Below are 13,283 nucleotides of genomic sequence, written 5' to 3'. Positions count from 1 at the left end.
TCACTCTCACGAATCGGCAAGCGCTGCACGCAATTGCCCGGCCAGCCGGGCGGCATCCGCCAGCGTCCACGGCAGCACACCGTTTTCGGACATGAGTGCATGGAATTGCTGCTCACGGTAGGGAACACCCGGTGGCAGCGGCGCGACATGCCAATGCAGGTGCGAATTGCCTTGCTGGCTACCCAGACTCATCACGTACATCCGCTCGGTCGGCAGCACGGTCTCGACCGCCCGCGCGACCCGGTAGACCATGCGCATCAGGCGCTGGTACGCCTCGTCATCCAGATCCCGCACCACGTGTTCGCGATGCTGCTTGGGCGCCACGAGTGCGTGCCCGATCAGCGTCGGATACCGGACCAGGAACGCGATGTGCTCGTCGTCCTCGGCGATGATCTGTTCCAAGTCGGAGTCGTGCGTACCGGCGACGATGGCACAGACGAAGCAGGGTCTCGTGTGTACCCGGCGCTCGTATTCGTCGATGTCGAACGGAATTCGTTGCATGCCAACCATTCTGACGGTCCGCAAGCGATCAGCGGCGTCAGCGCAGGCCGGAGGCGGTTCTCACGGTGCGCGGAGCACGGATTCGACCAGTTCGCGGATGGCGTCGAGGAGTCGAGCGGTCTCCCCGGAGCGGATCATGGCCGAAACCATTTCACCGCCGAGCGCGGCGAGCAGTAGGCGGCCGACCACTTCGGCGTCGATGTCCGGCCGGGCTTCGCGCAGCAACGTGGTGATGTGGTTGTCCCAGAACGCATGGAACTCCCCCGTCCGAGGATGTGGCGGCTCGGTCCGGTAGGCGACCATCAGCTCCGAGTTCTCGATGACCAGGCGCGTCATCGCATCGAAGTAGGCGAGCAGACGGTCGCCCGCGGGCGCGCCGGGGCCAAGCGGCGGTGGCCCGTTCGTGATGGCGTCCATCAGGGTGACAGCGCTTTCGGCGACCATTTCGTGCAGCAGGCCCGCGCGGTTGCCGAAGCGGTGGAAGATGGTGCCCTTTCCTACTCCCGCAGCTGCGGCGACGCGGTCCATCGTGATCGCCTCGGCGCCGTGTTCGGCGAGCAGCGCGCTGGTCGCGTCGAGAATCGCGCGGCGGTTGCGCGCAGCGTCTGCCCGTTCCCTGGGTCGCCCGTCGGCCATCGCACCCACTTTCGTTGACAACTTGACCGGCGGTCCATATCGTAGCGAAGGCAAGTGGACCGACAGTCAAGTTATGAGGTTTAGTGATGCAGGCAATCGTAATGACGGGGATCGGCGGGCCCGAGGTGCTGGTGGCCGAGGAGGTTCCCGTGCCGCAGGCCGGTCCGGGTGAGGTCGTGATCCGCGCCGAAGCGATCCCGGTCCTGTTCCCGGAGACGAAGCTGCGGTCCGGCGCGTTCCCGCTCGGCGTCGAGCCCCCGCTGGTCTTCGGTTTCCAAGCGGCAGGCGTGGTGACCGAAGTGGGTGCGGACGTCGACCCGACGCTGCTCGGCAAGCGAGTAACGGTGGCCACCAAGGGTTTCGGCGCGTACGCCGAATTCGTCAGCGCACCAGCCGCTTCCGCGGCACCGATCCCGGACAACCTGTCCTCGGCCGACGCGGCGGCGATACTGATGAGCGGATCGGTGGCGCTCCCCCTGCTGGAGACGGCCCGACTCACCGGCACCGAAACCGTGCTCGTCGAGGCCGCCGCGACCGGCATCGGCAGCATCCTCACCCAACTCGCCAAGGAATACGGTGCGGCCCGCGTCATCGCCACAGCCGGCGGCACCGCGAAAAGTGAACAGGCACGCAAGCTCGGTGCCGACGAGGTGATCGACCACAACGACCCCGAATGGCCGACCCGCCTCCGCGAAACCCTCGGCGAAACCACCCTGGACGTGGTCTTCGACTCGATCGGCGGCCCAACCGCCCTCGATATCCTCGACCTCACCACCCCGCTGACCGGCCGCATGCTCAGCTACGGCTGGCTCTCCGGCGCCCCCGCCCAACTCTCCGCCACCGACCTGATCACCCGCGGCCGCACCCTCATCGGCTGCGCAGGCCCCGACTGGCTGGCCCGAGTCGCCAACTCCAACACCGCAACCCTGCAACGCGCAGCCAAAGGCGACCTCGCCCCGCTGGTGGAAGCCGTCCTCCCCCTCGACCAAGCCGCCCACGCCCACCACCTCCTCGAAACCCGCGCCGTCCTAGGCAAACTCATCCTCCGCCCGGCCACCAACGGATAGCTGTCCGCAAAGCACGGCCCCCCAACGAGCCCCGCCGGAGCGATCAGAGCCAAATCCGCACGACCTCCCAACGAGTGGCACATGGCTGCGGCAAAGTACGAGTAGCCCACACAGTGGTGTGCCACTCGTCGCCGAATCCCTCCCGCTACGGCACGCTGATCGACTGCTGGGCCTCGTCGCCACCGGCGGCGGAGACCCAGGTTGTGAAGTACCGCCACCAACTCCCGTGACCATGAAATGGGCCGGGCGTGTGCATCCGCGAGAGCCAGTGATCGACCCTCGATCACCGGACGCTGGTGGGCGGACTCGAGACGCTCGAAATTCCGCCATCAGTTCGCGGTGAACATGAAATAGGGTCGGGGCATGGGTGATCTGGGGACGCACGTCGCGGCCGCGAACGAGCTGACCGCGCGGTGGTGTGCGGCGGCTGGGGTCGACAACTTTGTGTTGTCCGGGGGTGGCGTGTGGCCGTTGCTGGCGCTGCTTGCGGGGGCGGCGAACGAACCCGCCAGGTCGGAGTTGGCGGCTGCGGTCGGGTTGCCTGCGGAAGAGGCGCATGCCGCCGGACTGCGGCTGTTGCGCGAGCTGGATGACGCCGAGACGGTGTCCGCGGCGCTCGGTATGTGGGTGCGGGAAGATCTTCTGCTGCACCGTGATTGGTCGGATCGGTTGCCCGCGGGCGTGATCGAACGGCTGACCGGTCAAGACGCGCTCGACGCCTGGGCCAAGCAGCACACCGCCGGTCTCATCGAGCGCTTCCCGCTCAAAGTGGACCCGCGCGCGCTGCTGGTGCTGGCCACGGCATTGGTCGCCAAGACGAGCTGGCGCGAACCCTTCGTCGACGTGGCGCTGCAGGCGAATGACGGCCCGTGGCAAGGATTTCGCGGTCCCGGCCTGTTTCGCCAAACCCCGGACCTCGCTGCGGCCTCGCTCCTGATGGGATCGGAACCGGTGACCCGCGTCGTTGTCGCGGGCACTGCCGACCTCGACGTCCACCTGCTGCTCGGCACCGGCACACCGGGCAGTGTGCTCGGCGCGGGCCTGGCCGCGTTGGCCGGTGCGATACCGATCCGCACGGAGTTGCCGCCGGGCACAGACGGACCCGGCCTCACAGTGCGCAGCAAGCAGGTCACGGCACGCACCGATCTGCTGGTACTCCGGTTGCCTCCCTTCGCTGTTCGCTCGAAACACAACCTGCTGGACAACCCGGAACTCATGGGCCTGCACTCGGCCACCGACTGCGAACGCGGCCACTTCCCCGCCATCTCCCCCATGCCCCTTTGCATCGCACAAGCCGCTCAAGACGTGCTGGCGCGTTTCACGACAGAAGGATTCGAGGCCGCAGCGGTCACCGCGTTCAGCATGCGGGCCGGAAGCGCACCCCCACGCCCCCGCCTCGCCACCGTCATCTCCGCAACCTTCGACCGCCCCTTCGGCTTCCTCGCCGTCCACCGCCCCACCGGCCTGTCCGTGGTCGCAGGCTGGATAGCCACACCAGAATCCGCCACCGAGTAACCACCACAGCCGCCTCGGCCGCGTTCGCCTTCGGCGCCTCCACTCTGTCGGGCCGAGGTAACCGAAGCGCCACCAACACGGTCGCCGCGCCCCGCGAAACCCGGGACGCGTACCGGCAAAATGCCGCCCTCTCGATTCAGTACGCACTGAGCCATGGCGTGTCCCGGCGGAATGCCGCGCCCTCGATTCAGTACGTACTGCGCCGTGCGAAATCTGGGGCGCCTTCCGGCAGAATGGCGCACCCTCGGTTCAGTACGTACTGCGCCGCGTGAAACCTGGGGCGCGTACCGGCAGCATGCTGCCCTCTCGATTCAATACCCACCGAGCCACGGCGCGTCCCGGCAGATGCCACGCCCTCGATTCAATACGTACTGCGCCGTGCGAAGTCTGGGGCGTGTTCTGGCAGGATGCCGCGCGCGACGAGGAACGGCGGGATGCTGCGTATCACCGGAATTCGGCGGAGTATTCGGACAGGCAGCGGCGCCTGTGGGGAGTTGGCGATATCGATGGTGCCTTCGAGGGCCGGGCGGATCGCTCTGGCGTGTAGGAAGCGTTGTATCCCTTGGGTTACCGCGGTCGGCAATGCGCGGCGGCGTTGCACACGCGCCAGGTCGCGGGTGCTGACGGTCCCCGAAAGGAGCGGGGCGGCAAGGATTCTGGCGGCGGCGACCGCGTCCTGGACGGCGAGGTTGATGCCGACGCCTGCGACCGGCGACATGGCGTGGGCGGCGTCGCCGATGCAGAGCATGCCGACGGTGTACCAGGTGGTGAGGCGGTCGAGTTTGACGTCGAGCAGTTTGACCTCGTCCCAGCTGGTGAGGGCGTCGACGCGATCACGCAACCAGGGCACCGCGTCGGCCATGCTGCGCATGATCTCGTCGACCGGCCCGCGTCTGGCGACCTCGTCGGTGCCTTTGGCGATGAGGGTGGCGACCTGCCAGTAGTCGCCGCGGTCGAGCAGGGCTGCGGCACGGTGTGCGGTGACGATCGGGATGACACCCGCGGGATCGGTGTCGTTGCGCGGCATGCGGAACCACCACACATCCATCGGTGTCGGCCAACTCCGCGACGGCAGACCGGCGGCGGCGCGCAGTACCGATGAGCGGCCGTCGCAGGCGACGGTGAGGTCGGCGTTGATCTCACCTGTAGCGCCGTCGGCGGTCCGATAGACGACACCGGCGACCTTGCCCGCCGACCACAGCGGTTCGGTCGCTTCGGTATTCATCCGCAGATGGAAGCTCGGCTCCTTGTCGGCGGCCCGCGCGAGCAGGTCGAGCAGATCCCACTGCGGCACCATGGCGATGTATTTGTGTTTGCCTGGCAGGTCTTTCAGCAAGGCGAGCGTCTGCAGCCCCGAGGTGGTCGGCAACGCGATCTGGTCGACCTTGCGCGCGGACAACTTCGCGAATTCCGCGCCGAGCCCGAGCTCGTCGAGCAGGTCGAGAGTGGTGGGATGGACTGTGTCACCACGGAAGTCGCGCAGGAAGTCGTTGTGTTTCTCCAGCACGGTGACGTCGACTCCGGCGCGCGCCAGCAGCAGTGCGAGGATCATCCCGGCTGGGCCGCCGCCGACCACCAGGCAGGTAGTGCGCTCCATCTTCTGTCCTCCTCGTTCGCCCGCCGGCGAGCGGCGGATTACTGATGCAGGAGAAAGAAATACGGCTCTGCCAAGCCGCGCATGTCCATCACGCCGAGCAACGTGCGCTCGTCGACGCGCCGGAAGTGATCGATGATCGGCAGGTGGTCGTAGATCATCGCGGCGCTGCTGACCCCGCGGTATTCCACGTTGCGCAACCGCGCCGTCGGCTTGCCGGTGCGCAGCACGGGACGCAGCAGCGGCAGCAGCCGCTTGCCTGCTTGGATGCCGGCGACCGGCACCTTGCCTGCGAGCCCGAGCGGAACGCGACGCGGGTCGACCGGGAAGATCTCGCCTGCCCCGGTGGCGAACAGCAGCGGATGCACGGTGTCGACATCGTCGAACTGCTTGCCATACCACCCCGACGCGACGAGTACGCCTGCGAAGGGATGCCCGGTGTCGACCTCGTCGCCCTGCCAGCGTCCGGTCGTGATCTCGTCCGCCAGGACCGCGGGCAGGCTGTCGAACAGCGCCAATGCCTGCTCGGGCGCATAGTGCTCGGTCCGCAGCGCGGTGGCGTCGGCCGAAGCCGACTGCTCCTTCTCGACCATGGCGAATCTCCTCACACGGGAACGTTGCAAGAAGGACACTATCTTTCTCTCAGGACGTGTCGTCGACCGCCTGACCGATAGCGCTGATTCCCCTGCGACACCGGTATTTTCAGCATAGACGCGGGCGGCCCCGGTGGCCGTGGGAACTCAGAACGGCGCCTCCGGCGGCAGCTGCCCGACGTCCTCGAGGTAGGGATCCAGCTCCCCCGACTCGAACCGCGACATGCCGATCACCTGCCAGAACTGGCCCGCCGTGTTGCCCTCGAACTTGTACCGGCCGTCCGGCGCGATCGCCGCCCACCCCTCCGGCAGACCCAGCAGCTCCGCCCGAATGGCCGGCGCGGCCTGCGCGTCCAGGTGGTCGCCGCCAGGCACCGTCCACAGGATCGTGTTGCCGTCGTCGCCACCGCTGGCCAGCAGCCGCCCGGACGGATGGAAGGCCAGCGACCACACCCGCCGCTTGTGGCCCTCCATCGTGTGCAGATGTCGCCCGGTTGCCATGTCCCACAGGCGAATCACCAGATCGTCACCCGCGGTGGCGAGCAGCCCGCTCGCCGGATCGACCGCCGCCGCCCACAGCCGCCCGGCATGCCTGGTCAACTCGTGCAGGCTCGCACCGGTCGCGACATCCCAGAGCCGCACCGTCGTGTCCCAGGAAACGCTGGCGAGCCGGTCACCGCAGAACACCACGGTGTACACGCGATCGCTGTGCCCGCGCATTTCCCGCAGGAACTCGCCGGACTCGACGTCCCAGACCCGCACCACCGAGTCGTCGCAGCCGGTGGCCATCAGGCTGCCGTCGGCGCTGAAAGCGATCGACCGCACCCGTCCCCGATGTTCGCCGCACACCGCGTGCAGCGCGCCGGTGGTGCGCATCCAGATGATCACGGTGTCGTCGTCGTTGGCGGTGGCCACGTAGCGGTCCTGCGGATCGAAGGCGATCGCCCAGACCGGTGCGGACTCGACGTTGATATGCCGCTGGTACAGATCGCCGTCGAGATCGAACAGACTCAGCCGTCCGTCGTTGCCGACCAGGCCGAGCTGATTGGGCTGCTTCCCGCTGAACAGCGCCGACTCGAAGGTGAGCAGCCGATCCTCGCTGCCGACCAAGCGCCGAATCAGGCTGCCCGTCATCGGATCCCACAATCGCACCACGCCGTCGTTGCCGCAGGCCGCCAGCAGGCTGCCGTCCGCGTTGAAGGTCACCGACTTGACCTGCCTGCCGTGCCCGACCAGGACGTGTTTCGACGTCCCGGTGGCGGGATCCCAGAGCCGCGTGGTGAATTGGTCGTCGGTGACGGCGAGCTGGCCGCCGTCCGGCCGGAACGCGAACGGCCAGATCGATCCGGTGTGCGCGGTGATCCGGTGCCGCAGTTCCGCGGTCGCGCTGTCGCGCAGGCACAGCAGCCCGGCACTGTCACCGGAGGCGAGCAGGTCGCCGGTCGGATCGAAGGCCACCCAGTAGATGGCCGCGCCGTGGTCGGCCGGTGCATGCTCACACGCACCCGTCTCGGTGTTCCAGATGCGCAGTCCGCCATGGGTATCCCCGCTCGCCAACAGCGGAAGCCGCGGATGGAACGCCAGCGTGTAGACCCGTCCGGTGTGACCGGGCAGGTCGCGAATCCGTTCGCAGCGCACCGGATCCCACAGCGCGACCGTGCCGCCGCCACCACCGACCGCGAGCAAGGTGCCCGTCGGATCGAACGCGATCCGGAACACCGCGCCGGGCGACCCGACGAATTCACCACGCTCGCGACCGGTTTCGACATCCCACAGCCGGACCGCGCCGTCGCGGTAGGCGGCGGCGAGCACACCGTCGTGAAAGGCCAAGCTGTAGATCAACTCCCGGCCGCCGTCCGGAACACACGCATGCAGCAGGTCGCCGCTCGGCAGCGACCAGATCCGCAACGTGCCTTCCGCGTCGCCGGTGGCGAGCAGATCACCGGCGCGGTTCAGCACCACCGGCCACGGCCATTCGCTGTGCCCCTGCAGGATTCGGCGCACCTCGCCGCTTTGGGCGTCCCAGATGTCGACGGTGCCGTCGCTGGACCCGCTGATCAGCACGGTGTCGGTGTAGGCGACCGCGAACGAGCGGGCCCGATGTCCCAGCAGCGTGCGCAGCGGCAGGCCCGTCTCGGTGTCACAGATCAGCACGCCGCCGTCGTCGCTGCCGACGGCCAGGGTGCCGCCGTCCGGACTGTAGGCCAGCGGTTGCGGCAACCGGCCGTGGCGGGCGTGGAAGCCGTGCCGGACACCGACCGCGGCAGGCGCGAATTCGGTGCGCGCCACCGTTCCTGGCACCACGGCCGCGCCACGCAGGTCGGTGCCCATCGGCATGCCGGTGACGTTCAGCAACGCCGCCCGCGTCCAGCGACTGCCCGGCCCACGCGCGGCGGTCAGGTTGGTGCGCGCCAGTCGGGCCCTGGTGAAATCGGCGTCGGTCAGGTCCGCGTTGACCAGGCTCGCCTCATCGAGCCGCGCGCCGACCAACCGGGCGCCGTGCAGCACCGCGCGGTCCAGGTTGACCCCGACCAGGCGGGCGCCGGTCAGGTCCGCGCCGGTCAGGTCCACCTCCTGCATGTCGCGGTAGGACAGGTCCTCCCCGGCCAGGCTCGCACCGCGCAGGTCGGCGGTCGGTGCGGTGCGCAGCCGGGTGGTCAGCCGGATGGCGTTGGTCCGGGAGGCCTCGTCGGCGACCGGATCGTCCAGCACCTGGTCGGCCCAGGCGCGGGCGAGCCGGACATCAGCCAGGTCGCACAGGAAGTCGATGGACAGCTGAGACAGCGGCGCGTGCGCGAGCTGCGCAGGCGCACTCACACCCGCCGCGAACTGCTCGGCAATGTGGTTGGCGACAAGCCATTCCGTCACTGACGAGTGGATGAAGCCGAACAGGTTGTCGTCGGTGCGCACCAGCAGGCTCCCCGACCCGATGGCATGTGCGGACTGCTGCACCGACATTCGATTGGAGCCGGTCATCTCGACGAGATGCTGTGCCACATCGGTCAACTCGGCCAGCCGCAGATATGGTTCGCCGGTCTCCCAGATGCGCAACGCGAAAGCCGTGACCGCGAGCCACAATTCGTGCAGCCGCAGGCCGGGCATCGAGCCTGCGGTGGTCGCGGTGCGGTCCGTCTCGTACGCAAGCCAGGATTCGAGGATCTCCCGATACAGACCTGCCGCGCCCACCGTCTGCTTGGCGCCCGCCGCTGCCCGCAGCCGCCGCTCGTCCAGGTCCGCGATGAAGCTGAGCATGCGCGGGTTCTGCGCCAGCCCGAGCAGATCCTGGATGCCGGTGATCAACCGCATCCTGGCATCGGCGCGCTCGCTGTCGCCGCCGTAGCGGTTAGTGAGGAAGGCGTGCACCTGTGCTGGCGCGAACTCCTCGATGTTGAGGATGCGCCGATCCTGCAGCATGCCGACCCGCTCGCCGAGCGCGGTCAACACCTGCGACCGCGACTCGAAGTGCTGAGTACGGCTCGCCACAATGATTTTGGCCTTGCCGACCGCGGCCTGCAGCAGAGTTTCCAGGTGGTCTGCGGCGAACTCGTAGCTGATCCGGGTGACCAGCTCGTCGAAGCCGTCGAACAGCAGCACCACCCGTCCCTCACGGAGCATGTAGCGCAACGCCTTCAGATCGATTCGGTCCTCGCCGTGGTTGGCCAGGTGCGCGGCGACCAGGCCGTCCACCGAATGGGTCTTGTCCAGGGTGCGCAGCTCGATGAGGATCGGGATCAGCGCTGGCCTGGTTTCGGTGATCCGGCGGGCGAGCTCGTGCAGGGCGAAGGTCTTACCGCGCCCGAAATCGCCGAGCACCAGTACGAATCGGCCGTGATCCGCGGCGACCAGGCGCAGCAGTTCGGCGACGAGATCGTCGCGGATCAGCTGGTCGCCGTGTTCGAGTATCCGGAAGCGTTGCGGGACATAGAGATCCGGCGGGTAACGGCGGTCGGTACGCAGCCGGTCCACCTGTTTGGCGAGATAGTCGTCCAGATCGAGCAGGCCCTGGAACTCGGTGAAGCTGCGCACTCGCAGCCCATGGCTTGCCGCCTCCTCGCGCAGCGAACGCGGCGGTGGCGCACCGCGATAGACGAGTTCGGAGCCGTATTCCGGCTCGTTGCCGAGGAAGTTCTCGACCACCTGTCGCGTCATGTCGCCGACGTGCACGCCGACCCGCCACTGCGCGGTGACCTCGTCGCGCTGATGGGTGATGATCAGATGCGGCGGATCGGACTCGACGCGGCGGATCTTGGCGCCCTCGTGCCTGGTTTCGCACACCTCGGCCACCCGCTCGAGCAGCCTGCCGTGCGGGTCGATGATGGCTGGCGTTTCGACGGGCGGCTCTTCGTGCTCCTCCGCGGCGGTGAGTTCGTGCTTGGCGTGCGAAGCCAGTGCAGCAACGGCATTCGACCACGGCTGGGCCAGGCTCGCGATGGGTGCCCCGGCCGGCGCCGAGGTCGCGGAGAATCGGGAGAGGCCCTCCGCGGTGAAGTGGATGATTTCGTCGCGGCCCGCCGCGGCAGCGGGCAGCACGGGTAGCTTGTCGTCCAACCGATCCAGGTGCAGCCCACCGGGACCCGGGCCGTGCAGCAGCAGGTTGAGCCGCCCGCCGAGCAACCGCGACAGCGTGTCGGCGTCACGTAACAGCGCCGGATCATGGGGCGACGCAGCGGTTCCCGGCAGCGGGTCGTGCCGGACCACGCCGAGCCGCAGCCAGCCCATCTCCTCGAACGGACGCAGGCGCTCGGCGAACCAGGTGGCCTGCGGTTCGCCGATCCGGCCGTAGTCGTCGTCGGGCAGGTGGGTGGCGGCCATGGTCGAGTTCAAACCCGCTACCACCACCCGCAATTCGGGAATCGGGAACAGGGTCCACGGCTGCCCGACATCGAACACCAGATGATCGAGCCCCTGATACAGCTCGCTGAACAGCCGCGCGAACTGCTCCAGCTTCGGGAAGTACGGCGGCTGCGGCCTGCGTTCGCGCGCTTCACAATTCAGGAAGTAGGCGTGGCAGGCCATCTTCGAAACATCGTGGTTGCCTGGCACCACGATCAGCCGGTCCGGTTCGAGTCCGAGCAGCACCCGCAGCCCGGTCAGGAAGGTGAGCGCTTCGTCGACCTGGCGCGGGCGGCCGGATTCGGTGAGATCGCCGGTCACCACGATCATGTCGGGTTTCGGCACGCCGTTGCTGACCAGCTGGCTGACGTTCGACCAGATCCTGGCCTGCAGTTCGCGGGCCGTGCTCGGCTCGTCCGGCGCGAACAGGCCGCGGCCGAACCGGGGCCCGGCCACGTGCAGCACGCTGACGCCGGTGCGGTGCTCGTCGGGGCGCGCAGCACCGGGAAAGACCGGGGCGGCAACGGGAGTGCGCCTGCTCAGCGGCGACTCGACGGTGCCTGCGCGATCCTCCTCGGCATAGTGATCCGGAAGTACCGCCCCGTTGGGGAACCCGGGCTCGGTGCTCGGTTTCGCACGGCCGGCATGCAGGTGCCGCACGCGCTCGAGCAGGATACGGCGGGCCTCCTCCTCGGTCGGCACGTTCACCAGATCGACGTAGGTGAGCGTGGCGAGCAGGCCCTCCAATGCGCAGTCGGCGATCCGGATCGGCATCAGCTTCCCGGGATCGGTGCGGAATGCGGCCTGCCATTCCATTGTCCCGTAACGAGATTGGAGATAGTTGTCGGAGAGGATGGCGAGCACCACGGTCGAGTCGCGGACGCCGCGGTCCATGAAGTCGATGAAGTTGGTGCCTGGCACGAAATCCCAGGCTTGGATCAGGGTGCGGAAACCGGCGCTCTCCAATTGCCAAGCAAGCCACGTCGCCCATCGCTCGTCCGCTGGGGAGTAACTGATGAAAAAGTCCCGCGGCCGCCCACCCTGCTGTGTCACGCACCCAGTATGGCCCAGGCCAATAGCATGGCGGTGTGCCCGAACAGGTCGACTCCTCCGAACGGAACCCACCGTCGAGTGCCGCTGCGCCGTCCGAACGGCCCCGCTGGGGCCTGAGCGTGCTGGACTGGGTGCGGATCGCGCTGCTCATCGCCGGACTGCTGTGCGTGCTCACCGGGCTGCTGCCGCGCGAGGAAGCCGCCGACAACATGCGCAGAATCGGACCGCTGCTACTGTTCCTCGGCACCGTGATCGTGCTCGCCGAACTCACCAGGCAGGCCAAGGTGTTCGACGTGATCGCGCACCGGCTCGCCATCCTCGGCCGTGGCTACTATCCGGCGTTGTTCCTGCTGTGCGTGCTGTTCGCGTCGGCGACCACGATCCTGCTGAACCTCGATACCACCGCGGTGCTGATCACTCCGGTGATGCTCGCGCTCGCCGTGCCCGCCCGCATCCCGCCGCTGCCCCTCGCCATGACCACGCTGTGGCTCGCCAACACGGCGAGCCTGCTGCTCCCGGTCTCCAACCTGACCAACCTGCTCGCCGCCGACCGGGTCGCGCTGACGGCCACCGAGTTCGCCACCAAAATGTGGGCGCCCCAGCTCGTTTCGATCGTGGCTACCATGCTGTGCCTGTGGATCTGGTACTGGCGGCGCGGCCGCCGTGACACCGACCGGTACCTGCCGCCCGAGCCGGTCCGCCCGGAGAACGCGAAGGAACGCACCCTGCTCTACACCACCGCGGGCGCGTGTCTGCTGTTCATCGGCGCGATCCCCTTCGTCGGCGACCGCATCGGCATCGCCGCGACCATCGCCGCCGCCATCGCGGTGCTCGCGTTCGCCGTCTTCGACCGAGCGTCCCTGCGCCTGTCCCTGATCCCTTGGCAGCTCCTGGTTTTCGTCGTCGGCCTGTTCCTCGTCGTCCCTACCCTCGGCCGACTCGGTCTCTCCGACCTCATGCACACCTTGATCGGCTCGGACTCCGGTGCGGTAGGCGCATTCCGTGCGGCAGGCGCGGGCGCCACCCTCTCGAACGTGGCCAACAACCTCCCCGCCTACACCGCGGGCGAGGCCGTCGTCCCCCCGGAAAACCACAACCAACTCCTTGCGCTGTTGATCGGCACCAACATCGGCCCGATCGTCACCCCGTGGGCCTCCCTCGCCACCCTGCTCTGCCTCGAGTTCTGCCGCACCCACAACGTCCGAGTCCCCATGCTGCGCTTCGTCCTCACCGGCCTCGGCCTGGCCCTCCTCGGCACCACCGGCGCAGTAGCCACCCTCCTCCTCATGAGCTGACGTTGACGGGAGAGAAACGGTTGCCGCCCCATCGACGGGAGTGAAATGGTTGATCAACTTCATCGACGGGAGTCAAATGGTTGCAACACGCCCTGCGACACGCACCATTTGACTACCGTCGATTTCCTTTCAAGATCTTTGGACCGGACCACAGCCAAGCAACCCGGCTGGAACGAGAGAACCCGTGACTGACAGC

At 68.0% G+C, this 13,283-nt stretch carries 8 protein-coding genes; 3 read left to right on the top strand and 5 right to left on the bottom strand.

Translation table 11 applies throughout. From position 1 onward, the window contains the following. Positions 1-6: 6 nt before the first annotated feature. Together NA11_RS35345 and NA11_RS35340 are read right to left on the bottom strand one after the other, a co-directional pair. A complete protein-coding gene (locus tag NA11_RS35345; protein ID WP_069166429.1) occupies positions 7-501 on the bottom strand; it encodes an HIT family protein in 495 nt (164 codons plus the stop codon). Between the two features lie 60 nt (positions 502-561). Then, positions 562-1,137 carry a TetR/AcrR family transcriptional regulator gene (locus tag NA11_RS35340; protein WP_069166428.1) on the bottom strand — a complete coding sequence of 192 codons (576 nt, stop codon included), beginning with the start codon at positions 1,135-1,137 and terminating at the stop codon, positions 562-564. An 86-nt stretch (positions 1,138-1,223) separates the two neighbouring features. On the opposite strand from NA11_RS35340, the gene NA11_RS35335 reads away from it, so the two are divergent. Next, positions 1,224-2,204 carry a quinone oxidoreductase family protein gene (locus NA11_RS35335; RefSeq protein WP_069166427.1) on the top strand — a complete coding sequence of 327 codons (981 nt, stop codon included), beginning with the start codon at positions 1,224-1,226 and terminating at the stop codon, positions 2,202-2,204. 363 nt (positions 2,205-2,567) lie between these two features. Continuing rightward, positions 2,568-3,719 carry a serpin family protein gene (locus tag NA11_RS35330; protein WP_069166426.1) on the top strand — a complete coding sequence of 384 codons (1,152 nt, stop codon included), beginning with the start codon at positions 2,568-2,570 and terminating at the stop codon, positions 3,717-3,719. A gap of 361 nt (positions 3,720-4,080) precedes the next feature. Here the strand turns inward: NA11_RS35330 and NA11_RS35325 are convergent, their stop codons facing one another. From NA11_RS35325 to NA11_RS35315, 3 genes are all read right to left on the bottom strand, one after another. Further along, entirely contained in the window at positions 4,081-5,316 is a 1,236-nt protein-coding gene (locus NA11_RS35325; RefSeq protein ID WP_069166425.1) for an FAD-dependent oxidoreductase, read from the bottom strand. Positions 5,317-5,354: 38 nt separating this feature from the next. Further along, positions 5,355-5,906 carry a DUF4334 domain-containing protein gene (locus tag NA11_RS35320; protein WP_069166424.1) on the bottom strand — a complete coding sequence of 184 codons (552 nt, stop codon included), beginning with the start codon at positions 5,904-5,906 and terminating at the stop codon, positions 5,355-5,357. Positions 5,907-6,053: 147 nt separating this feature from the next. Continuing rightward, a complete protein-coding gene (locus NA11_RS35315) occupies positions 6,054-11,792 on the bottom strand; it encodes a WD40 domain-containing protein (RefSeq protein ID WP_069166423.1) in 5,739 nt (1,912 codons plus the stop codon). 35 nt (positions 11,793-11,827) lie between these two features. Between NA11_RS35315 and NA11_RS35310 the strand changes: the two genes are divergently transcribed. Next, complete coding sequence (locus tag NA11_RS35310) at positions 11,828-13,087, top strand: ArsB/NhaD family transporter (RefSeq protein ID WP_069166422.1); 1,260 nt, start codon at positions 11,828-11,830, stop codon at positions 13,085-13,087. Positions 13,088-13,283 lie beyond the last annotated feature (196 nt).

Source organism: Nocardia altamirensis NBRC 108246 (assembly GCF_001612685.1).
In the GTDB taxonomy this organism is placed as follows: domain Bacteria; phylum Actinomycetota; class Actinomycetes; order Mycobacteriales; family Mycobacteriaceae; genus Nocardia; species Nocardia altamirensis.
This window is presented reverse-complemented; position numbering and strand designations above follow the sequence as displayed.

Coding starts and splice junctions, on each gene's coding strand:
- NA11_RS35345 (WP_069166429.1), bottom strand. CDS start 501: ATGCAACGAATTCCGTTCGACATCGACGAATACGAGCGCCGGGTACAC.
- NA11_RS35340 (WP_069166428.1), bottom strand. CDS start 1,137: ATGGCCGACGGGCGACCCAGGGAACGGGCAGACGCTGCGCGCAACCGC.
- NA11_RS35335 (WP_069166427.1), top strand. CDS start 1,224: ATGCAGGCAATCGTAATGACGGGGATCGGCGGGCCCGAGGTGCTGGTG.
- NA11_RS35330 (WP_069166426.1), top strand. CDS start 2,568: ATGGGTGATCTGGGGACGCACGTCGCGGCCGCGAACGAGCTGACCGCG.
- NA11_RS35325 (WP_069166425.1), bottom strand. CDS start 5,316: ATGGAGCGCACTACCTGCCTGGTGGTCGGCGGCGGCCCAGCCGGGATG.
- NA11_RS35320 (WP_069166424.1), bottom strand. CDS start 5,906: ATGGTCGAGAAGGAGCAGTCGGCTTCGGCCGACGCCACCGCGCTGCGG.